Genomic DNA, 23213 nt, shown 5'->3' with positions numbered 1-23213 from the left:
TCGTCCGTGGAACGCATGATAGCCAGACTATGTAACTTGTCAAAGCGTTTATTATGGGTTACACAAGGCGAGACGGCGGATGCCGTGCGATGTGAACAAAGTCGGGCGACTGCGACCGGGCCGGTACGAAGTCTGCGTAATGTGCCGCCCCGTATGCCAGTCAAGGCCGATCCCCGCGGCGGCATATGAGGACGGGTCTCTCGCGAGGCTCAAATCGTAAATTTCGCGGCACCACAGAATCTCGTTGCGAGAAACAATTCAAATCCGCGCCGATCGTTATGGAGCGACGTCAATTACCCGGTTTATCCGAAAGCCTGCGCGCAGGGCCCGCCTGAGCCGCTCAGAGCGGGCTGTCTCTCTCGCTCCCTCACGTCTCGATAAACGCGCAATTCCTGACATTTAGGAATTCGAGGCGATTGAATTCGCTCAGGTGACAAATAAAAGTCAGACGGGAGAGATAAACCAAGGCGAATAAGCGTTAACCCTTATTCATTATCCCGCCATTCCCTCCGTTAGCTGAAAAGAACGACTTTGCATTTTCACCTCACGCAACAAATGCGTGCCTCTCAAGGAGTTGCAATTGAGCCGTCTCAGCGTAAACACAAAATTATGGATGGCGCTCGTCGTAACCTGGTTGGGTCTTCTCATCCTGGGCGGTTGGGCTGCACGTGAATCACGCAATACGATGCTTTCGGAACGGCAAGGCGCGGTGCAAAACGTCGTCGAGGCCGCGTACGGGGTCGCGCAGCAGTACGCGAAACTTGCCGACGAACACAAGATGCCGGTCGAACAGGCGCGCGCGGAAGCGCTCGCCCGTATCAGTGCAATGCGCTACCCGAATAATGGCTACATCATCATCTGCGATTCGCATCCGACGGTGATCATGCATCCGGTGCTTGCCGACATGCGTAATCGAGATGTAACCAACTACAAGGATCCGGACGGCAAGCTGTTCTGGCTCGAGATGGTCAGGCTCGCGCAGGAGAAAGGCCAGGGATTTGTCCAATATGAAGGTCGCCTGAACAACGGTATCGCGACGAAGATCGCGTTCGTCAAGCGCTTTGCGCCATGGGACCTGTATCTGACGTCAGGCGTCTACGTCAACGATATCGACAGCGCGTTTTACGCCAACCTGCGTAATTACCTGATTGTCGTGCTCGTTGTCGGTGGCCTGATCTCGCTTGCCATGGTGATGATTATCCGCAACGTGGAGCGCAGCCTCGGCGGCGAGCCCTCGTATGCGGTCGAAATCGCGGAAACGATAGCAAGCGGCGACCTGACCGGTGCACTGAATCTGCGCGCGAACGACACGCAGAGCATGCTGTTCGCGCTCCATAACATGCAGCAGCGGCTCATCGACACGATCTCGAAGATCCGCGGCGGCGCCGAGACGATCACCGTGGCCGCCCAGCAGATTTCTGCCGGCAATCAGGATCTGTCGTCGCGAACCGAACAACAGGCAAGCTCGCTCAGCGAGACGGCGGCAAGCATGGAGCAGCTCACCGCCACCGTCAAACAGAATGCCGACAACGCGAAGCAGGCGAACCAGATGGCCGCGAACGCTTCGCATATCGCCGGCGAAGGCGGGGAAGTCGTCCATCAGGTGGTGGATCGCATGCAAAGCATCGCATCGAGTTCGACGCGCATCGTCGAGATCATTTCGGTGATCGAAGGCATCGCGTTCCAGACGAATATCCTCGCGCTCAACGCCGCGGTGGAAGCGGCGCGCGCCGGCGAAGACGGCCGCGGCTTCGCGGTGGTCGCCGGCGAAGTGCGGAGCCTCGCGCAACGTAGCGCGGACGCCGCCAAGGAGATCAAGGCGCTGATCGAAGCGTCGGTGCAGGAGATCGAATCGGGCCGCGGACTTGCCGAACGCGCAGGCGAGACGATCGACTCGATCATGAAGGCGGTGCGGCATGTGACCGACATCATCGGCGAAATCTCAGCCGCTTCGTCGGAACAGACTCAGGGCATCGAGCAGGTCAATATCGCCATCGCGCAAATGGACGAGACGACGCAGCAGAACGCCGCGATGGTCGAACAGGCGGCTGCCGCGGCGCAATCGATGGAAGAACAGGCGCGCAGCTTGAGAGAAGCGGTCAACGTGTTTCGCGTGGGAAGCGGAGCGTTGACGGCGGCCTAAGATTCGTGAATCGAGCCGCATCGAAGTTCTAAAAGCACAAAAGAAGGGGAATCGCGAGATTCCCCTTCTTTATCCGACGCTACAAATCACGGTCGCTTGCCGGTATGACTGTGTTGAACGCCACTACCCGTTATAGAAGCGGCGACCTTCATTACGCAGCCACAAGCGCACGAGATGCCGCTTGCGTTCGGGCTCCGGGTAGTCGACGAAAGCGGTACGGCGATGGCCGCAGCGCTTGTTATCGACAATCTGGATCTGCCCCGGCTCGAAGAAAAACTCCCTGCACAGCTGCGGCTCGCGCATCGTCTGTTCGAGTACTTCGAGCGCTTCGGCCGTCTCCTCGTCCATCGCCACCCCGGCCATTGCATAACCGTTGACGACGTGCCGATGCGACAGACGGCAAAGCAATTGCCCGTCCACAGCCTGAAACAGCGGATGGCTGATCACCGTCGCGTCGTCGGGCGCATGCTCGCGCTGGCGGTCGAACAGATAAGGCTGATAAAGCCGCGACAACAGATGCGGGCTGCGCTTGAGCATTTCGTTGTACACCGTATAGAAGCTGACGATGCTGCTCACGCCGCCTTCCATCGCCGGCTGCAGACACAACAATGCAACGTAGTCGGGCGGATAGAGGTTATAGCTGTTGTCGGTGTGAAAATTCTGTTCGGCATTCGTGATATCGGGGCGCACGCCATTGCCGGGCGGTTTGCCCTGGTCGCGCACATCGTAGATCATCTTGCCGTCCCAACTCTGCGCAACGGGCCTTGCAACGAGCTGCGACAGAATCCAGTACACGGCTTGCGAGGCCTGTACGCCGTATTCTTTCACGGGCAGCCTGTCGATAATCACGAAGCCGGGACCCGCCTCGAGCGACGCCTTCGCCTGTTGCATCATCCGACGGCACGCGGGCAGTTCGAATTCCGCCGCATCGAGCAGCGCGGTCTGCATCGGATTCGTATTCAACGTCTCGACGAGCCGATCGAGTTCGCGCCGGCATTCGGCGTCGATCGCGATCATGCCGTCGGCCGGATCGAGGCTTTCGCCAGTCCATGCAATCGGGCCGTTGAACGGCGTCGTTCTGATGTCCTGCTTCCCCGGCGCCGTCCCCTCTTCGAGAATCGACACGCCGCGCGCCACGTTATGGTTCACCCTTTGGTCCATCCACCCGCTCCTCTACGAAGTTGTCTGTACGGCATGGAAACTCTAGGGTTTTTGCATGCTGCCGAATAGCGATATATTTCGATCAGGCCACATCGAAAAACTCGATGAACGCTACGAACTCCACTCCATCCGCCTATGGATATCCGACAACTCGAAACCCTGATCCGCATCGTCGAAACCGGCAGCTTCGCGGGCGCCGCCGACGCGCTTTCCGCAACGCAGTCGACCATTTCGGCGCGCATCGGCGCGCTCGAGCGTTCGCTCGGCGTGGTTCTGTTCGATCGTTCGTCGCATCGCGCACGGCTCACGCCGAAGGGACAGGAACTGCTGAAGCCGGCGCAGGAAATCGTCGCGCTGGCAGCGCGCGTGCGTCATCAGATCGGCGATGCCCAGACGCTCACCGGCACGATCAGAATGGGCGTGGTAGGGCTCGTCGCGCAGACGTGGCTTCCGAAACTGATGTCCGCCGTGCGCGATCGCTACCCGGGCGTCACGGTCGTGCTCGACATCGCACTAACGGCGGGACTCGTCGATAAGCTGCGCGACGGCGAAATCGAACTCGCCATCGTCACGGGCCCGATCGACGAAGCAGGCACGTCGTCGGTTCCGCTTGGATACGATGAATTTGTGTGGATCGCTCCGACCGCGCTCAACGTGCCGGCCGAGCGCATGACGCCGGTCGACCTCGCGCGATGGCCGGTGCTCGGCCTGTCCTCGCAATCGCATCACGCGCCCGTGATCGAGCGCTGGTTCCGCGAAGGCGGCGCCGAATACAAGCCTGTCATCTCGTGCAATACCGTGCGGGTGCTCGGCGACCTGACGCTTGCGGGGCTTGGCGTGAGTTTGCTTCCGCGCCGCTCGTACGCCGCGGAAATCGCAGCGGGCATGTTGACCGTGCTCGACACCACGCCCGATATCAAGCCCGTGGAATTCGTCGCGCTATACCGCACGAGCACGCCTAATCCGTTGACGAGCGCCATTGCCGCATTGGCGACCGAAATCAGCGAGTTCGCCAACCGCGCTCGATAGGCGCGCGATCGCATGGCGACCACGCGTGCCGTTCAAGGCCGCTGCGACAAACCCTCTTCAAAGCTCACGCTGGGCGTTGCGGGCGCCTGCGTGGCCTTCGGGAACATTCTGAAGGTTGCGATCAGCGCGACCGCCGCCGCACAACTGAGCCACACGGCCGGCACCGCGTTGTTTCCGGTCGAATGAATCAGCATCGTACAGATGACCGGCGTGAAACCGCCGAACACGGCCTGCGCGACGCTCCACACCAGCGAAAACCCTGTACTGCGAATATGGGCCGGCATGATCTCGGTCAGCGCGACGACCATCCCGCCCTGATACGAGCCGTAAATGAACGCGTACCAGACCTCGACAGCCATCAGCCGTGCAAAGCTCGGCGCCTGAACGAGCCAGTACATCGCAGGATAAGCGGTCAGAATGACCAGTGCTGCGCATGCGGTCAGCACGGCGCGGCGGCCGATCCTGTCCGACAGTGCGCCGATAACCGGTAGCATGACGAAGTTTGTCAGTCCGACCGCCATCGTGACGAGAAACGTGTCCATCGCGGGCAGCTTCAGCACGCTTTGCCCGTAGGTCGGCGTGTAGGCGGTGATCAGGTTGAACATCACCGCGGTCATGGTAACCAGCATGACCGCGCCGCCGATCGTGCGCCGATGCTCGCGCAGCGAATCGGCGATCTGCCGCGGCGAGGGCGTTGTCTTGCGCGCCTCGAATACTTCGGTCTCGCGCAGGCGGCGGCGCATCGAGAACAGCACAGGAATGATCAGGCAGCCGATCACGAATGGAATGCGCCATCCCCACGAATCCATCTGCTCGGGCGACAGTTGCCACCGGAGCACCACACCGAGCACGGCTGCGAAGACGACAGCCAGTTGCTGACTCGCCGATTGCCAGCTGACGAAAAAACCGCGCCGCCCCGGCGGGGCAATCTCCGCGAGATAGACCGATACGCCGCCGAGCTCGGCGCCCGCAGAAAACCCCTGCAGCAGACGTCCGCAGACGACGATGATCGGAGCCGCGATGCCGATCGTCGAATAGCCCGGCACGCAGGTAATCATCAGCATGCCGATCGACATGAGACCGAGCGTCAGCAGCAAACCCTTGCGCCGTCCCTTCCGATCGATATATCCGCCCAGCACGAGCGCGCCGATGGGCCGCATCAGAAAGCCGACGCCGAATGTAGCAAGCGACAGCAATAGCGAAACGAATTCGTTACCGCGCGGGAACAGTGCGTGCGCAATGGACACCGCATAGAAGCCGTAGACGGAGAAGTCGTACATCTCCAGAAAATTTCCGCTCGTCACGCGGAAGATCGTTCTTGCCCACGGTTCGGATCTGGACTGCGCCTGCATGGGTGGCCTCCCCTTCTCGCTGATGCTGCTGTGTCAAACCCCGTGTTCGTATTGTTTGATGCCTGTAGGACTGCAACGCCAGTTGCTCCGCATTGTGCAGTGATCCCCCGGATGTGTAAACCCAAATATCGTTATTCAATTCCTATAATTTAGGAATGTGAAAATCGGCAAAGCGACGACCGAAACGTCCGACCCGGAGGTTTACGGTACGAAGCGAAAAGACTTTAGGAAAACGTGAATTCGTCATCGCTTGCATGCGATGACAGGTCATTACAAAGGAGGGAGCCTTGCCGCATTTTCGCGGCGCCGGCGTGCGCATTCCCGGGCCTCATCGAGGCCGATTTCCTGTTTAATCCGGAATGCGATGCTTTAACAGAAAGCGCTTAAGCGCAAGATTCGCTTTCGATCGGCGCCTTGGCCAGGTCGAGACGGTAGCCGAGCGTATAGATGGAAGATAGCCGCAGGCCATTCTCGGGGCTCAGCTTGAGCTTTTGCCGGATCCGGTAGATGTGCGTGTCGAGCGAGCGCGATTCGACGCTGAGCTCGCGGCCCCATGCCGTCATCGCAAGCAGATCCCGCGAGAGAATCTTGCCGAGGTTCGAGAATAGCGCTGCGACGAGTTGAAACTCTTTGGTGGTCAATTCGATCCTGCTGCCGCGCAGCGTGACCGTGCGTTCGATCGGATCGAGCGCGTAGTCGCCGGCCATGATCGGCTCATCGCGTACCATGGTGCGCGCAACGCGGCGCAATAGCGCGTTCACGCGCGCGGCGAGCTCTTCGGCGCGAAACGGCTTGACCATGTAATCGTCGGCGCCCGCATCGAGTGCGCGGACCACATCGACCTCGTGAACGCGGCTGGTCAGAAACAGCACGCCATACCGGACGTTCGTGCGAGCACGAATCCAATGCAGCACTTCGATGCCGCTCATGCGCGGCAAATGCCAATCGAGAACGACGGCATCGATCGGTTCGGATCGCAAACACCGCACCGCCCGCTCGCCGTCGTCGACAATCGTGACCGCGTGACTCAACGAGCTCAATGCAGTCGATACGGCCTCGGCTTGAATGGGATCGTCCTCGACAACCAGAATGCGCATGTTGCCCCCCGTGCATTGTGACGTTCTTATGTCCGACCTGGATACAGTTGAAGCATTCGCCGATTACGCAAACGTTTGCGGATCGGGCAGTGTCGACACAACGAATGATCGTAGGATACACACTATAAATATGTTTGAATTTTTGTGAACTCCCCAGTGCATTGCTTTCGCAATCAATGCGTCTCGCATCATAATCACCGGTTACATAAAATTGGGGATTATAGGTGAGGCCCCTTGTCCGGCGCATTGCCCGACTCCCCGGTCGACGCGTCGGTCGATTCATCGCTCGAGTCGTCGGCCGTCCGGGGCAAGAACACCATGAAAGTCGTACCGTGGCCGGGCACTGAATCGACCTGCAATGTGCCGCCTAACGAGTCGACCACGGTCTTGACGAAAGCGAGCCCCAAGCCGTGACCTGATCTCGAGAGCTTCTCGTCGAGCTGGCTGAATTCCTGAAAAAGCGCCTTTCTCTCATGCTCGGGAATACCGACGCCACGATCGATCACCGAGATCTTCAGGTGATGGTCCGTTTCCGAGAGCTGCACGTCGACGGTCGAATAACGCGGGCTGAACTTGATCGCATTGCCGATCAGATTCGCAAACGCGCGGCGCAATAGCTGAACGTCGGCAATGGTGCTTCTGCCCGGCTCCGCCGCGAGGTTGACGGTCGTCGATCTTGCCGTAGCCTGCGGCCAGAGGTCGTCGATTGCGTCCCCAAGTACGAGCGCCGGATCGACCGGGGCCAACTTCGGCGGCAAGCTTTCAGCACGTGCAAGAAAGAGGAAGTCGTCGGCCAGGTTAAGGGCGGACGTCGCGTACTGGCCAACCAGCGTCGCAAATTCCCGCGCGGTGAAACGCGGAGTGGCCTGCTGCATCTGTTCGACGAGCGCCAGAATCGCGGCCTGCGGTGAACGCATATCGTGCGACAGAAACCGCAGCGCCGTATCGCGCTGACGCTCGGCCATGCGCACCGAAGAGACATCGGCGACATGAAAAATCAACGCGCCCTCGCGGCCGTTCGACGGTTTGATCTGCGCGCATTTGAGCAGAAGCGAGCGCCCATTTCGTGCATTCGTGATCTCGATGCCTTGCGCGAACATCGATTCGCCATAGGCGGGCGGATCGTCGTCGCTGGACCAGAGCGCAAACAGCGCGAGCGCCTGCGATGCAAACTCGATTGCGCGGTGCGACGCGGTGATCTCGAACAGAACGTCCGAAACGGGTCGGCCCGCCACCGAGCTGCGCTCCGCAATGCGCAATCCGGAACTTTGGCATAGCGCGTTGATGCGCTCGTTTGCGAGGATCACTTCCCCTGTGGCGTTGGTCACGAGGGTTGCCTCGGGAAGACTGTCGACCCATTCGGAAATGAACTCGCGATGCCGCCGAAGTCGGTCGAACAGCGATGCCATCGAATGCAGGCGCCGCTGGACCGGATCGTCGAGGAACTTCGCGGGCCTCGTCTCTTCCGGCAGCGACGGCTCTTTGGCGCCCTTCTCCGCTTCGATCGACAGGTAGCACAGTAGCGCCTCGATGCGCCGCCAGGCCCAAAGCGGATTTGCAATGGCGCACGTAAAAATGCCCACGCAAGGCGACACAAAAAGATACTCGAATTTCAGCACCGCAATCGAACCACCGACCATCATCGCGGCGAGCATGGCGGACATAAGAAGACCGGTGCCGGGGCCAAGCAGAAATAGCATCACGCACACCAGCGGGACGACCCCTTCGTTGAACATCAGCTGGAATGTGCCATCTATGGGACGAACCGTCGTGCTCGCCGCTGCCGGGTGCGCAATACGCAACGCGATATCGAAGAACGCAAGGTCCGCAACACGAAACAGCTGAGCCGATGTAATGCACCAGCAAAGCAGCATCAGTACCATTGCCAGCCAGCAGCATTCACGCTTCAAATTCGAACGCCGGGTCATTGGCGTCGATGCATGAGTGACCGAAGGTTCATGCGACAAATTCGACCCATTTTTCGAAGCCTTTTCCCATGAATTTCATCTTTTTCTTTATCTGTTCTCTTGCCATTTCTTTGAAAAAACAGAATTGGTATATACCGATTTTTTCTTGATACCGTTATATATATCTAACATATTACAAGGGCTCCGGGCCCGGTTGCCCACGCGCCACGTACCGCGCGAGCCTTGTTTGACGAACATGATAGGCAGGTTGCGTGTTTTCCGACGTGCCGCCCGCCATCCCTCGTGTCGCCCAGCGAACTTCCGACCTCAGGCGCAGACCGCTCTCCCGCGCGCAAAAAACCTTTCAATATCAATGCTTACCGGCACGATGGGATCTCTCACGTCCATGGAACAAGTGACGCGCTGCACGCTGTCGTCCAGACAAGTGCACGTACCATACGGAATACGATAACTTACAAATGTGAACAATTGTGACGAATGAGTCGTTGCATGCGTCAATCCGGAGATCCAGCGTGGCACGCTGATTTTTTCGACGATTTCACATGTAAAATATTCTTTTTGGGCGCTGGTCGCGTGCACCATTTTAAACAAGAGTTTGCGGCGCTTCTTTGCAGGGATTTCAGATTAACCGGGAATCACGTAATGTTCTATTTTCATACGGTCACCGGGGTTTGAAGCGACAGACGAGCGCCGGCCAAAAGAATGACGCGCCGTGCGGGGCGCCAGGCCTTGCATTTTGGAGACGATGCGCGGTTCGCTGCGCAATTTAACCGCATCAGATGAAGCGGAACACCAATGCGACAAACTTCGCCAATACAAAACACATTCACTCTGGTCAGCGATGCGGAACGTGGTCTGGGCCAAAACGAGTTTTTCTTTGTGCTGCAGCCGAAGTTGAGATTGCGGCAAAACCGGCTGTCCGGCTTCGAGTATCTGATCAGATGGCAGCATCCGGGAGGCGGCATACTCGAGCCTGCATACTTCATCACTGTCGTTGAAGACTCGTCCCTTGCGGGAAGATTCACGGATCTGCTCATTTCTCGTGCGGTACAGACGCTCGTGCAATGGAAAATGGAGGGCCGCGAGCATCTGTCTCTCGCGATCAACCTGTCGGCCGCGGAACTCGGCCGCAAAGACTTGCCTGGCCGCCTCAAGGCACTGTTCTCGTCGCTCGGCGTGAGTCCGTGCCGGTTTGAAATCGAACTGACCGGCGTCGTCCATCCGGACCAGCTCGACTGGCTGGTCGATGTGATTCACGCAGTTCAGGCGATCGGCGTGCGCGTTGCGCTCGACGATTTCGGATCGGGGTTCAATTCACTGACGCTGCTGCAGCAATTGCCCGTCGATACGGTGAAGTTCGACCGCTCGCTGATCAGGCAGGTGCGCGTGAACGGCGAGTCGCAACGCATGGTTGAAACGCTTGTGCGTCTGGCTCAGAACCACGGCAAACGAATCGTGCTGACGGGGCTCGAAACGGAAGATCAGTTCGCTTGGGCAAAAGCGCTGCCTGATATCGATATCGAAGGTCAGGGATTCTTTATCTGCGAACCGGTCGAAGAGGAATATGTCGATGATGTGATTTGCCGCCATGAGGGGGGAACGGCAGGGGCGGAGTGAGGACGCATGTCTGCGCGGCGAACGCGTTTGCCGCGGCATGCGATATGCGGCCGACGCATGCGCTACCACAAGCAGATCCGAGGTAGGCATATCCTTTTCCGTCACCGCAAGGAGGAAACCGTGTCACAACACCCCGCGCACGCGCAAGACCATCGGCATCCGGGACAACCGAACCCGATCGACATCCAGAAGGCGCTGTCCGGCGCCCGCTATCCGACGACACGCGAAAAGCTCGTCGAACAGACGCGCCGAAACCACGCGAGCGCGGACATCGTCGACATCGTGAGCCGCCTGCCGGACCGCAACTACGACAGCCCGGCCGCCGTGGAGAAGGAAATCGCGCACGAGCAATGACTAAAGAATGCGCGAGTTGGGCATAGCGTTTGCGCTTTGAATGACGCAGCACCCACGCAACCCCATTCTCAGGGAGGGACGATATTATGAGCACGCTTAACCCGCAAGGCGCATCCAACTCAGGCGCAGAAATCGTAGGCGGTGGAGTCGGCGAAGGCCCGGGTCCGGACGTAATGGCCGCGGCTACGCTCGACGGCAACAAGGTTATAACGTCGGATGGCGAGCACGTCGGCAAGATCTCGGACATCATGCTCGATGTGCGCAGCGGACGCGTCGCGTATGCGGTGCTGTCCGAAGGCGGCTTTCTCGGTATGGGTTCCACGCTGCACGCTATTCCATGGAACGCGCTCACGCTAGACACCGCGGAAAAGTGCTTCCGCGTCGATATTGCGGCGCAACGCATCAAGGACGATCCAGGTTTCGACAAGGACCACTGGCCGTCGATGGCGGATTCCACATGGGGCACGCAGATGCATCAGTATTACAACCGCCAGCCGTACTGGTCCGAAGCGCCGCTTGGAAGCAGCTCCGCTGCGCAACGTCAAGGGACGGATGTGCAAGGTCTCTAAACCGGGACCTCGCCGACCTCGCCCGGACGGCTTAACAACCCGCTGTAGTGGCGCGGATGCTGTTTGGTCCGCGCCATGCACCGTCGCCAACGCGCAGCGATGCGATAAGCCGCGCCGTCTGCTCCGGCCCAAATAAGAACTCTGCGAAGCGGCCCCTTCTCGCGACGGGACTTGCTTCGCACAACGCCCGGTCCGGCCGCTCGCGCGAATCACTTGGCGTAGCGGTCATCCGTTGTAAAAAGGAGCTGCCAAATGGGAGCGATGCCGGGCGTGATGCCGCTCACGCTCGATTGGCGAGACGTATTGATCCGTATCGGACTTGCCATTATTGCCGGCTTGCTGATCGGCTTCAACCGCGGCGAGTCCGGAAAAGTCGCCGGCCTGCGAACGACATTGCTAGTTTGCCTCGCCGCGTGCCTCGCGATGCTGCAGGTCAATGCACTGCTATCGCAAGCCGGGAAAGAGCCCTCGTCGTTCGTTACGCTCGATCTGATGCGTTTGCCGCTCGGCATTCTGTCCGGCGTCGGCTTTATCGGCGCGGGCGCGATTCTTCGCAAGGATGGGCTAGTCAAAGGCGTGACGACGGCCGCCACGATGTGGTTTGTGACCGTCATCGGTCTTTGTTTCGGCGGCGGTCAGCTGGCGCTCGGCGCGATCGGCACCGTGCTCGGAATCGTCGTGCTCTGGTTTCTCAAGGCCGTCGAAGACCGCATTCCGCGCGACACTCGAGCCGAATTGACCGTCGTCTACGACAAGTGCCTCTTTTCCAAAGAGGCACTTGTTCAATCGCTTGCGAAACAGGGCTGCACGATCAGTGTAGTGGAGAGTTCGTCGCAAACGGTCGGCCGGCGCATCGAAGAGCGTTTCGAGGTCCATTGGCGCAGTCCGCCAGATATGAAACGCGTGCCGCCACTACAGGAAGCGGCAGCGGCAGCGGGCGCGCTCGAAATCAAATGGTCCATCGTCCGCTGAAGCGGAGCATCGACGCGTGACCCGGGAGACAGCAATGAACGAACACTTCAAAACTCACGACCGCGTGAGCTGGAACACGCCTCAAGGCACGACCTATGGCGAGATCGTGCGCGTAATCACGCAGCGTACGACGTTCGCCGGTCATGCGGTAGCCGCCTCGAAGGACGACCCGCACTATGAGGTGGCGAGCGAGAAAAGCGGCAAGCACGCCGTACATCGCGGCGAAGGCCTGCGCAAAGCGTAAAGGCGCGATCTCGTAACCACATCGCGCGGCGTCGATCTATCCCGCTATCTCGTCGATGGAGGTCGGGCGGCCGCTAATCGGACGTCTGCACCAATCCCGCGATTTCCGCACGCTGCATTCGCGACTGCTCTTGCGCACGCTCGGCCGAAGACGTAGGCATGACAACGGCATCGCCATCCACCACGACGAGGCCGTTCACCTCGCATCTCGTCTCGAGTACCGCGCGCCGGCGGCCCGTCAGTATCTCCTTGACCGTGACGGTTGCGCAGACCGTTTCGCCAATCCTGACGGGACGCCGAAAGCTCAGGTTCTGCGAGAGATAAATGGAGCCGGGGCCTGGCAGATGCGCGGCAATGGCCGCGGAAATAACGGACGCCGACAGCATGCCGTGCGCGATACGACCGCCGAATCGCGTTCGTTTCGCATACTCTTCGTCGAAATGCACAGGGTTCCGGTCGCCGCAAGCGCCGGCAAACAGGAAGACGTCCCGCTCCGACAGGGTCTTCGTGAAGCGCGCGTTCATGCCCACTACCAGGTCTTCGAGATCGTATCCGCCAGCATCATTCATCGTTTGATGTCCTTTTCGCTTGTTTGTCGCTCATTCGTATTTCATTCAGGATGCCTTTCTTTCTTCCCGCTCACTTGCGCCTATCGTTGCGAAGATCCTGCTTGCCACGTTTAAGCCGTACTCCACGGCAAGCACGCCGGCATGAGGTAACGCGCTCAGTATCGCGTCGGCAATATCGCGCCTCGACGCGCCGAGCGTTAGCGCTTCCCTCACATGCGCACCCAGCACCTCCGCGTCCGCGTTTCGCGCAAGACACGTCAGGCACGCAACATCCGAAAGCCGTGAAGCTCGAGCCGCGTCGATGGAATCGAACCGCCTGGTTGTCGATCCCATCTGCGCGAGGTATTGAGCAATGAGCGGCGACAGGTCCGCTATGTCTTTCGGCAAGGCGAAAGCGGACAATTTGTCTGCAGGCAGGTGTTCCATTCGCGCCTCGACCTGTTCAGCCTGCTCAGACGCCATCGCCGCGTCGGATAAGTCTTCGCCTGTGGTCTCGTCGAAAACTTCCAATGCGATTCTTGTAATGGGAAGAACGAGAGGCCAGCCGATATAACCCGTCAGCTGGATCAGCACTTCAGTCAACTCGCTGCGCGTCCACCCCAGACGAATGCATGCCCTAAGGTGCAGTCTGACGGCAGACCATTGATTTTCGCGAGCCATGGTGATGGCCAACGTCGCAAGCTGGCGATCCTTGATCGATAGCGCCGGCCTGTTCAAGGCGGTGCCATAAGCGACATTTGCCAATATTTCGCGTAGCTCGGCAGGCAGCGAATCGAATTGTTCATGCTGACTGCGCAGCCATTGCGCCAGGTTTGTTTCGCGCAATGCCATCTCGCGCACGAAGGGAGATTTCTTATGCGTAACGTCGATGCCTCGCTCGGCAAGCATGGCGCAAACTATCCGAATGCCGGCTAACGCCACGGGAATTCCAGCATAGACCGATGTGTGCAATACGGTCTCAAGCAATTCTTCCGCCGACCATCCCGTATTCAACATGCCGCTCGCATGATATTTGAACGCGGAATCAGCGTTGCCCATTGTCGCTAGCACAGCGACGGTAACGAGTTCGCGATGTTTGAGCGCGAGCTTGGGGCGGGCAATGATTTCGGCATACCCGCCTTCGACGAGCAATCGCTTGAAGTCCGGATCGAGGCGATCCAACGCCGCACTAAGGCTGTCGAATCCCTCGTCCCCTATCGTGCGGATGACCGCCATCCCACGTTCGTACAGCGCGCTTCGATGCTCCGGCGCGCTACGTGAATCCCGCATCGGGTTCGACTCTCTATCCTGTTGCCGCATCCGGAATGCCTCGATTTTCTGTTCGACTGTTCAAACGCTATTCATCCATGGCGAAGCCATCGTACTCGATTAGATGTCGCATGAGGTTCGTACTGTTCGTCAGAAAATCTGAACTTTTGTGAAATTCGATCGCTGCTCTTAACGGCGCTAATAGAATCGTTCCCGCATTCCCTTTGACGGTCCTTAGCGAGGACCGCCCGCATCACCATAACCAGGAGAATCCTTTGCAGAAGCTTCGGGAGAAGGTTGCGCTCGTTACCGGGGGAAGTTCGGGGATCGGACGGACCACTGCTTTGCTAATCGCGAAAGAAGGCGCCATGGTCGCAGTCGCATCGCGGCGCGAGGCGGAAGGGCAAGACGTCGTCGACGAGATCCGCAAGTCGGGCGGTGAGGCCATTTTCGTTAAAACGGATGTATCGAAAGCCGACGACTGCGCAAACGCAGTCGCGCGGACCGTCGACGCGTTCGGCAAGCTTGACATCGCGTTCAACAATGCGGGAGTCGAGGTGTTCGGCAAACCGGTTGCCGAAACCGATGAGTCGACGTGGGACTACGTCGTGGGAACCAACCTCAAGGGAATGTTCCTGTCGATGAAATACGAAATTCCCGAGATGCTCAAGGCTGGTGGAGGATCGATCGTCAACATGTCGTCGACCTATGGACTCGTGGCGTCCGCATTCGGCGGATGCGGCTACCACGCCTCCAAAGCGGGAATTATCGGACTCACTAAAGCGGCAGCGCTTGAATATGCGAAACAGCAGATCAGAGTCAACGCGATCTGCCCCGCTTTCGTCGCGACAGCGATGGTCGAGAAATTTCTCGAAGAGACGGGCATGACCGATCAGATCAAGGGATTTCATCCGATCGGCCGGCTCGGCACGGAAGATGAAATGGCACAGGCGGTCGTGTTCCTTTCCAGTGACGCCTCCTCATTCATCACAGGCATCGCGCTTTCCGTGGACGGCGGCATGGCAGCTGCGTGAAGCTCAACCAAAGCGGCAATCAGAAATTCCTGGTGACACACATATGGATACCGAACTGTTGGATTTTGTCGTCGATTCGAGCAAGGATCAGCCCGAAGTGTTCGAGATCGGCCAGCCGATCCCGTTAGGCCGTGTCCCGCGCAAGATGCATGCGTGGACGATACGCCGTGAAAACCATGGCGAACCGCAAACCGCATTCACGAAGGAAATCGTCGATGTGCCCTCGATCGGCGCAAACGACGTGCTGATTCTCGTGATGGCCGCAGGCGTCAACTACAACGGTGTCTGGGCCGCGCTCGGTCAACCGTTCTCCGTTCTGGATCTGCATGACGATCCCTATCACATCACCGGTTCGGATGCCGCCGGCATCGTGTGGGCGGTCGGGTCCAATGTACGGGCATGGAAAGTCGGCGACGAAGTGATTGCGCATTGCTCGCAAATCGACGGCGACGATGAGGAATGCAATGGCGGCGACCCGATGCTCTCGCCCTCGCAACGCATCTGGGGATACGAGACCACGTACGGTTCGTTTGCGCAATTCTCGCGCGTTCAGGCGACGCAACTGATGCCGCGCCCCAAACACCTGACGTGGTCGGCCAGTGCGTGCTACACGCTGACGCTCGCGACCGCTTACCGCATGCTCTTCGGCCACAAGCCGCACGTGCTCGGGCCCGGACAATCGGTCCTCATATGGGGCGCCGCGGGCGGGCTCGGCACGATGGCGATCCAGCTCGCCGCATTGGCGGGCGCCCGCCCCGTTGCCGTGGTGTCGGACGACTCCAAGGCCGAATTCGTCAAAAGCCTCGGTGCGGTGGGTGTGATCAATCGCTCGCAGTTCTCGTGCTGGGGCGCGCCGCCTGCCATCGACTCGACAGCCGAATACGCCGCTTATATCGATGGCGTCAAGAAATTCGGCAAGGCGATCTGGCAAGCGCTAGGCGAAAAGCGCGATGTCGACATGGTGTTCGAACACCCAGGCCGCAACACATTCGCCGCTTCCTGTTACGTCGTCAAGCGCGGCGGCATGGTCGTGTTTTGCGCAGCGACGAGCGGCTACGACCTCACCTGCGACGCGCGATACATCTGGATGCGTCAAAAGCGGATTCAAGGCAGCCATTTCGCCAACCTGAAGGAGGCCGCGCAGGCAAACCGGCTTGTGATGAGCGGCCGCGTCGACCCGTGCCTGTCCGAAGTCTTTCCATGGAACCGGCTGCCCGAGGCCCACGCGAAGATCCGCAACAACCTGCATTTGCCCGGAAATATGGCCGTGCTCGTGCAGGCCAGCAGCAGCGACGATCTCGACGCGGCGCGTCGCGCATGAGCGGCGAAAGCGGCAAGAGTACCGCCCCTGAGTGCGCCATTGAGTAGCGAGAACAGCATGGAAAATTCCAAAGCAAACGCCGGACGGCTGGCCATTATCGGCATGTCGTTCCGATTTCCCGGGGGCGCCTCGACGGCAGCCGCTTACTGGGCGTTTCTGAACTCGGGACGTTCGGCGATTTGCGAAACGCCGCGCGAGCGTTTCGATATCGACGCTTATTATTCGCCCGACCCCGATGCGCCCGGGACGACCTACTCGCGTGTGGCCGGTTACGTCGACGATCCGTTTCGCTTCGACCGCAAGTTCTTTCGCACGTCAGCAGCGGAAGCGCTGGAAACGGATCCGCAACAACGATGGATGCTCGAATTGACGTGGGCTGCGCTCGAAAACGCGGGGCTGGTGCCGAGCGAACTGCGCGGCAAGCGAGTCGGCCTTTTCATGACGACCGGCGAAGCCGACTACGGCCGCAGGACGATATGGTCGGGCGATCCGGCCGGCATCACCACGTATTCGAAGCTCGGCAATCTTCGCGCGATGGCGCCCGGACGCGTCGCACATCTGTTCGGCTTTAGCGGCCCCGCGCTGTTCGTCGATACGACCTGCTCGTCGTCGCTGGTTGCGATTCATCTCGCCGCGCAAAGCCTGCGCACGGGCGATTGCGATATCGCAATCGCGGGCGGCATCAATCTGATTCTCGGGCCCGAGGAGACGATAGGCGTCGCACGCTTGCAGGCGATGTCCGCCTCGGGACACTGCCGTCCGTTCGACGCGGACGCCGACGGTTATATCCGCGGCGAAGGCGGCGGTGTCGTCGTCATGAAGCGTTTCGAAGATGCGCACGCGCATGGCGATCGCATCGACGCGGTGCTGGCCGGCTCCGCGATCAATAGCGACGGCGCGAGCAACGGGCTGACCGCGCCCAATGGCGCCGCTCAGGAAGCGGTAATCCGCCACGCGCTCGCGCGCGCCGGCGCGCGCCCCGAAGAAGTCGCATACGTCGAGGCGCACGGCACGGGCACGTCGTTGGGCGATCCGATCGAGCTGTCGGCGTTGCGCAACGTCTACACGCAATCGGTTGCAAGGCAAAACGCAATCCTTGTCGGTTCTGTCAAAGCTCAGGTAGGCCACCTCGAAGGCGCCGCCGGCATGGCGGCGATCATCAAGGCGATACTGATTCTGCGTAATCGCTATGTGCCGGCCCAGGTGAATTTTTCGACGCCGAATCCGCGCTTCCGCTGGGAAGGCGCGCAGCTTGAAATTCCGCAGCACGGCAGGCCGCTCGATGGCGGCAAGCCGATGGTCGGCGTCAGCGGCTTCGGCATTACGGGCACCAATGTCCATCTGATCCTCGCGGCGCATGAAAGCGACGCCGACGCGACGGCCGCCAACGTCGAGCGCGAACGCGTGCTGACGCTGTCGGGCCGCTCGCCGCAAGCAAGAGAGCGGCTCGTGTCGGCGTATCGCGAATGCCTCCTCGATACGGCGATGCCGCTGCGCGACATCTGTCATACGGCCAGCGTAAGACGCGACCATTTCACGCATCGGGTTGCACTCGTCGGTACGACCCGGCAGGACTTTATCGACGCCATGGACGACTTCCTCAATACCAGCCCGTCCGGCAAATGGCACGCGGGCGATGCGCCCAAAAAACAACGGCTCGCTTTTCTGTTCCCCGGGCAGGGTGCGTGGCAACCGGGCGTTGGCGCGGAACTCTATAACGGCAACTGGATCTTCAGGCAATTTGCGGACACCTGCTTTAGCGAACTCGAAGTGCAGACCGCGCGCGACGTGCTCGACGCGATTCTTGGCCGCGATCCGGCGGCGGTGCGCCATCATCCGGGCCAGCTTGCGCATTTTGTCGTCTGCTATTCGCTGGCTCGCACATGGATGGAACTGGGGCAGCGGCCCGACCTCCTGATCGGCCATTCGCTCGGCGAGCATGTCGCAGCCGTGATCGGCGGCGTCATGACGCTCGCGGACGGCCTGAAGGCTGTCGAGGCGCGCGGCCGACTGTTCGATACGCAGACGCCGCGCGGCGCGATGCTCGCGGTGGCCGCCGGTGTCGAAGAGCTATCGCGGCAGTTCGAGTTCGGCACGAACCTGTTCGTCGCGGGCGTGAACGGACCCGAGCAGACCGTCGTAAGCGGCACCCAGGAAGCGGTGGCGCAAGTGCAGGACGCCATGACGGCCGCGGGCAAGCGGGTTTCGTTGCTAAAGACCTACGACACGCCCGGCCACTCGCCTATGCTCAGATCGATGCGCGATGCGTTCCGGCGGGCGCTCGAGCCCTTGACGCTCGCGCCCGCGCGCATCCCGATCGTATCGACGCTAACCGGGCAACCCGCAACAGCGCAGGTAGCGAACGTCGAACACTGGCTCGATCTCGTGGAACAGCCAGTGAGGTTCGCGGAGGCGCTGCATCTCGCGTCGGACGGCAAGACCACGTTTATCGAAGTCGGGCCGGGCGCGGCGCTTTCGAAACTGGCACGCGCCAAGGCGTCGGGAGATTGGCAATGCGCGATCTCGTCGCTCGCCGATGGCCCCGACGGTGACGAGGAATCCGAAATGACCGGATTCGCCCATGCGTGTGCGCACCTGTACAGCGCCGGGCATGCTGTCGCATGGAGCAAGATGTATGGAAACGCTCCCTCGCCCGCCGAACTGCCAACCTACCGCTTCGACGAAGAGCGCTTCGAACTGCCGTTTCCACAGCGCAAGCAGGCTGCCCCCGCGCACAACGTGGAACAGCTTCAGCGCGAAATCGCAGAAATCGGCGCAGCCGTCGGCAGCGCGTCAGCCTCCGCGGATGCCGCGGGTCAAGGCACGAACAGTGAGCAGCTTCTCGCGACGATACGCACGATCGCGGCTTCGGTCGCATCGGACACAGTGAGCCTTATGGACGATGTGCCGCTCGTCCAGTTGGGCATGGACTCGCTTGCATTGACCGAATTGCGCGTTCGCCTGCATCAGGCGTTCGGAAAAATGCCGCCGATGTCGATGCTGGCGCGAGGCGCGTCGTTGATCACGCTCGCCGGATTCTTCGCATCGTCGCGATCGCGTTGCGCAACTGAAGCGAACGAAACGGCGAAAACAGAAACGCGGCCCGTCGAAATCGACGAACGCACGCTGACGGTATCGCTACGCGAGGGCTCGGGCCCGGTCATCGCGCTCGTCCATCCGATCGGCGGCGATGTCCTGTCTTACCAGGATCTCGCTTCGGTATGGCCCGGCGATCCGTCCATCGTCGCAGTCCGGCATCCGTATGCGGACCATGACCGCGAGGTCGGCTATCTCACCATCGAACAGCTCGCGTCGCTGTACCGTTCGGCATTCGTCAAGGCAGTCGGCCGGATGCCCGACCTGATCGGCGGCTGGTCGTTCGGCGGCCTCGTCGCGCATGAAATGGCCGCGCAATGGGAAGCGGAAGGATCGAATGCGCCGCCGCTTCTGATCGTCGACAGTCCGCTCTACAACGGCGCATTCGCGACACGCCTGACAAACATCATCAAGGGTGTCGCTCGAGACGACGAAGCCTCGTATCCAGTCGACAGGCTGCTGGCCGACCCTCGCTTCGACTCGATGCTCGATAGCGACTTCTCCCTATCCGACGTGCGTCGACGTGCGCATCCCGACGTCTTCGCGCACCTTGCGCGCCTTCATGCTTCAAGCGCTGCAGCAGTTGCGCTGCATCGCCCCCGGCAGACCCGTACCCGCATCAGCTATGCGCTGGCGACGCGCGGTAAAGGCGGCACCTCTGGCGAGCAGGTGGCCGCGCAACTGCGCTTGCTGACAAACGGCGATATCGCCGTGAAGGTATTCGACGACGACCACGACTCCATCGTCCGCGCACCGTCTGCCGAAGGCCTCGCAAACTTTCTCGATGGCACGGCGGCTGGCGAAGAGCAGCTGTCGCGCGTGACGCAAGCGTAGATGTTTTCCTTTCCCCAAGCCGGACCCTTTGGAGTAGAACCAGAATGAGCGACCAACTTCAAGCCACATCGACGGAAGGTACCGCCGTCAACGCGGATCAAATTCTCGCCTGGATCCAGGAGTGGACCGAGGCGAACAACCTGAAGGTGCCGGCCGATCTCGACCAGACCTTCGCCGAGGCAGGCTTCGACTCGATGCACTCGGTCGAACTGGCCTTCTTTCTCGAAGAACGGCTCAGGATAAAAATCGACGAGACCGTCCTGTTCGACTATCCGACCTTCGCCTCGCTCGCCGGGCATCTCGTGTCGCTCAGCAGCCCGGCCACCGCATCCGAGCCGCAGATCGGCGCGCCGTCGAACGGGTCCGCTGGCGGCGCCGGAAACTGGTAACCGCGCCACTTCCTCCCCCACTACTCATCGGAGTGCAAATGATGACGGAAGTAACCGGCCCTGATACCCGGAGTCCAGCCGAAACGCCGGCGACGGGATGGGCCTCTCGCGTAGCCGGCTGCGGATCGGCGCTTCCGGAGCGCAAGATGACGAACCACGAACTCGCCACGATGGTCGACACGTCGGACGAGTGGATCACGCAGCGAACCGGCATCAAGGAACGGCGGATTGCAGCGGATGGAGAAAACACCTCCGATCTCGCCACGCGCGCCGCGCTCTCCGCGCTGAAACAGGCCGGCATTCGCGGTTCGGACGTCGACCTTATCGTGCTCGCGACGTGCACGCCGGACCGCACCGTGCCGGCCAGCGCCGTTCGCGTGCAGGCAGCCATCGGCATGACCGCTGGCATCGCGTTCGACGTCCAGGCAGCCTGCTCGGGGTTCGTCTTTGCGTTGTCGGTCGCCGACAACATGATTCGACTTGGCCAGGCACGCACTGCCCTCGTGATCGGCGCCGAAACGATATCGCGCATTATCGACTGGACCGACCGCAATAGCTGCGTGCTGTTTGGCGACGGCGCGGGCGCGGTCGTCTTGCGCGCCGAGCGCCAGACCGGGGGACTGCGCAAAGGCGTCCTGTCCACGCATCTGCGCTCCGATGGCCGGCATCAGGACAAGATTCGTACGGATGGCGGACCATCTTCGACGCGGACTGCCGGCTACATGCATCTCGAAGGGCGCGAAGTGTTTCTCCATGCCGTCGTCAATCTCGCCGAGGCTTCGCAGGAAGCGCTCGCGGCCAACGGGTTGACGCAGGCCGATCTCGATTGGGTCGTTCCGCACCAGGCGAATCAGCGCATTGTGCAAACGCTCGGCGAGAAACTGCATCTGCCAAAGGAGAAGGTCATTCTGACGGTCGATCACCACGGCAACACGTCGGCCGCGTCGATTCCGCTCGCGCTTGCGGAAGCGGTGGAAGATGGGCGCATCAAGGAGAACGATCTCGTTCTGACGCCGACGATGGGCGCCGGTTTTACGTGGGGCGCGGCATTGATCCGCTGGTAAGGCCGATACCGCGTGTCTGTACGTCAGGGCACAGAACAGGCTTATCCCATCGAGCATTATTACCGGTTGACACTGGTTTCCCAATCCCTTTACATCCGGGATTGGCGCGGCGCTTTTCCCGCGGTGAACCGTCGAGGAACCGAGGATGGGACGTTCTGCAATCAACCTGGCGCACCGGTGCTGTCCGCCATTCGCGAGTTTCGCTCGCGGTGCCCTGGCACTGCTTGCCATGCTTGTGCTGCCGTCGGTCGCTACCTGCCAGGCGATCTCCGTCTTGAAGCCGAAGGCGCCGCCGGAGCAGTACAAGGTAGGCATGTTCGTCACCGCGATCTATGCGGTCGATACTGCCGAGAACACCTTTGCGGCGGACTTCTGGATCTGGAGCGTCGGACGCTCGGCCGCGAAGAATCCGTTGCAGACGATCGAATTCGTCCATTCCGATGCCGTCACGAAGCGGCTGGAGAGCACGACGAAACGCGGCGACCTGTACTGGCGGCAAGTCAAAATCGTCGGCAAATTCAGGCAAGACTGGGATTTGCGCAATTTCCCGTTCGACGAACAGGTCGTTCACCTGACGATCGAAGAAGGCGTCGATGACACGTCGAGCATGGTCTATGTGCCCGATGTCGCGAACACCGGCTATTTACCGACCGCGAGCCCGCAGGGCTGGCGCATCACGGATCAGCGCATCGACGTCGGCACGACGCACTATGCAACAGAGTTCGGCGACCCCGCCGGCGGCAAGGGCTCCGATTACACGAAGCTCGAAATGACGATCACGCTGCAGCGCTCGAGCCTTGCGCTGTTTCTCAATCTGGCCGCGCCGCTATATGCGGCATTTCTGCTGTGCACGGTCAGCTTTCTGCTTCACAAGGACGATGGCCGTCCGCTGATCGAATCGCGCGTGACCCTGCTGGCCGGCGCCCTGTTTGCCGTCGTGCTGAACTTCCGCGCCGTCGCGAACGTGCTTGGCCACGAGCATCATCTGACGATTGTCGATCGCCTGAACATTGTCGTGCTGGTCGATATCGTGTTCGCCACCATCGTCACGATCACCGCGAGCATCACGACTAACCGGGGCAGGAAGTTTTCGCTGATTTTCGAGTATGTATGCGGCGCGATCGTCGCGTTGACCTTTATCGCATTCAATCTGTTCCTGATCGGCGGCAGGAATTGATGGCGGCGCGGCGATC

19 protein-coding genes are annotated in these 23213 nt (G+C 60.4%); 13 read left to right on the top strand and 6 right to left on the bottom strand.

Annotated elements, in window-relative coordinates; all coding sequences use genetic code 11:
* Positions 1-685: 685 nt before the first annotated feature.
* Complete coding sequence (locus QYH69_RS12910) at positions 686-2143, top strand: methyl-accepting chemotaxis protein (RefSeq protein WP_308832252.1); 1458 nt, start codon at positions 686-688, stop codon at positions 2141-2143.
* Positions 2144-2266: 123 nt separating this feature from the next.
* Here the strand turns inward: QYH69_RS12910 and QYH69_RS12905 are convergent, their stop codons facing one another.
* A complete protein-coding gene (locus tag QYH69_RS12905) occupies positions 2267-3304 on the bottom strand; it encodes a TauD/TfdA family dioxygenase (protein WP_308832251.1) in 1038 nt (345 codons plus the stop codon).
* Between the two features lie 135 nt (positions 3305-3439).
* Between QYH69_RS12905 and QYH69_RS12900 the strand changes: the two genes are divergently transcribed.
* Positions 3440-4333 carry a LysR family transcriptional regulator gene (locus QYH69_RS12900; protein WP_308832250.1) on the top strand — a complete coding sequence of 298 codons (894 nt, stop codon included), beginning with the start codon at positions 3440-3442 and terminating at the stop codon, positions 4331-4333.
* A gap of 32 nt (positions 4334-4365) precedes the next feature.
* Here the strand turns inward: QYH69_RS12900 and QYH69_RS12895 are convergent, their stop codons facing one another.
* The 3 genes from QYH69_RS12895 to QYH69_RS12885 all read right to left on the bottom strand — a co-directional run bounded on the left by QYH69_RS12895 (position 4366) and on the right by QYH69_RS12885 (position 8665).
* Entirely contained in the window at positions 4366-5685 is a 1320-nt protein-coding gene (locus QYH69_RS12895; protein WP_308832249.1) for an MFS transporter, read from the bottom strand.
* Between the two features lie 383 nt (positions 5686-6068).
* The gene (locus QYH69_RS12890; protein ID WP_308832248.1) at positions 6069-6782 is read right to left on the bottom strand and encodes a response regulator transcription factor; all 714 of its coding nucleotides are present in this window, start codon (positions 6780-6782) and stop codon (positions 6069-6071) included.
* 218 nt (positions 6783-7000) lie between these two features.
* Positions 7001-8665: a HAMP domain-containing sensor histidine kinase gene (locus tag QYH69_RS12885; RefSeq protein WP_308832247.1), complete on the bottom strand. Its 1665-nt coding sequence runs from the start codon at positions 8663-8665 to the stop codon at positions 7001-7003.
* 840 nt (positions 8666-9505) lie between these two features.
* Between QYH69_RS12885 and QYH69_RS12880 the strand changes: the two genes are divergently transcribed.
* From QYH69_RS12880 to QYH69_RS12860, 5 genes are all read left to right on the top strand, one after another.
* The gene (locus QYH69_RS12880) at positions 9506-10327 is read left to right on the top strand and encodes an EAL domain-containing protein (protein WP_308832246.1); all 822 of its coding nucleotides are present in this window, start codon (positions 9506-9508) and stop codon (positions 10325-10327) included.
* Between the two features lie 120 nt (positions 10328-10447).
* Complete coding sequence (locus tag QYH69_RS12875; protein WP_308832245.1) at positions 10448-10681, top strand: DUF2795 domain-containing protein; 234 nt, start codon at positions 10448-10450, stop codon at positions 10679-10681.
* Between the two features lie 86 nt (positions 10682-10767).
* Positions 10768-11250 (top strand): PRC-barrel domain-containing protein, encoded by a 483-nt coding sequence (locus tag QYH69_RS12870; protein WP_308832244.1) that lies wholly within the window; start codon positions 10768-10770, stop codon positions 11248-11250.
* Between the two features lie 252 nt (positions 11251-11502).
* Positions 11503-12222 carry an MgtC/SapB family protein gene (locus QYH69_RS12865; protein ID WP_374992400.1) on the top strand — a complete coding sequence of 240 codons (720 nt, stop codon included), beginning with the start codon at positions 11503-11505 and terminating at the stop codon, positions 12220-12222.
* 34 nt (positions 12223-12256) lie between these two features.
* A complete protein-coding gene (locus QYH69_RS12860) occupies positions 12257-12466 on the top strand; it encodes a DUF2945 domain-containing protein (RefSeq protein ID WP_308832243.1) in 210 nt (69 codons plus the stop codon).
* Positions 12467-12539: 73 nt separating this feature from the next.
* Here the strand turns inward: QYH69_RS12860 and QYH69_RS12855 are convergent, their stop codons facing one another.
* Positions 12540-13034, bottom strand: a complete 495-nt coding sequence (locus tag QYH69_RS12855) for a MaoC family dehydratase (protein WP_308832242.1) — start codon at positions 13032-13034, stop codon at positions 12540-12542.
* Between the two features lie 45 nt (positions 13035-13079).
* Positions 13080-14249: a carboxymuconolactone decarboxylase family protein gene (locus QYH69_RS12850; RefSeq protein WP_308832241.1), complete on the bottom strand. Its 1170-nt coding sequence runs from the start codon at positions 14247-14249 to the stop codon at positions 13080-13082.
* Positions 14250-14506: 257 nt separating this feature from the next.
* Here QYH69_RS12850 and QYH69_RS12845 point away from each other — a divergent pair, with 257 nt between their 5' ends.
* From QYH69_RS12845 to QYH69_RS12820, 6 genes are all read left to right on the top strand, one after another.
* Positions 14507-15316: a glucose 1-dehydrogenase gene (locus QYH69_RS12845; RefSeq protein ID WP_308832240.1), complete on the top strand. Its 810-nt coding sequence runs from the start codon at positions 14507-14509 to the stop codon at positions 15314-15316.
* A 43-nt stretch (positions 15317-15359) separates the two neighbouring features.
* Positions 15360-16637, top strand: coding sequence for a crotonyl-CoA carboxylase/reductase (ccrA, locus tag QYH69_RS12840; protein ID WP_308832239.1), 1278 nt, complete (start codon positions 15360-15362; stop codon positions 16635-16637).
* Between the two features lie 57 nt (positions 16638-16694).
* Entirely contained in the window at positions 16695-20567 is a 3873-nt protein-coding gene (locus tag QYH69_RS12835; protein ID WP_308832238.1) for a beta-ketoacyl synthase N-terminal-like domain-containing protein, read from the top strand.
* Between the two features lie 44 nt (positions 20568-20611).
* On the top strand, positions 20612-20956 hold the full coding sequence (locus QYH69_RS12830; protein WP_308832237.1) for an acyl carrier protein: 345 nt from the start codon (positions 20612-20614) through the stop codon (positions 20954-20956).
* A gap of 41 nt (positions 20957-20997) precedes the next feature.
* Positions 20998-22020, top strand: coding sequence for a beta-ketoacyl-ACP synthase III (locus tag QYH69_RS12825; RefSeq protein ID WP_308832375.1), 1023 nt, complete (start codon positions 20998-21000; stop codon positions 22018-22020).
* Positions 22021-22165: 145 nt separating this feature from the next.
* Positions 22166-23197 (top strand): hypothetical protein, encoded by a 1032-nt coding sequence (locus QYH69_RS12820; RefSeq protein WP_308832236.1) that lies wholly within the window; start codon positions 22166-22168, stop codon positions 23195-23197.
* The last annotated feature ends 16 nt before the right edge of the window (positions 23198-23213 follow it).

This window comes from Paraburkholderia sp. SARCC-3016, assembly GCF_031119615.1.
Classification (GTDB): Bacteria; Pseudomonadota; Gammaproteobacteria; order Burkholderiales; family Burkholderiaceae; genus Paraburkholderia.
The sequence above is the reverse complement of the archived record's forward strand: the minus strand, read 5'-3'. Positions and strand labels throughout refer to the sequence as shown.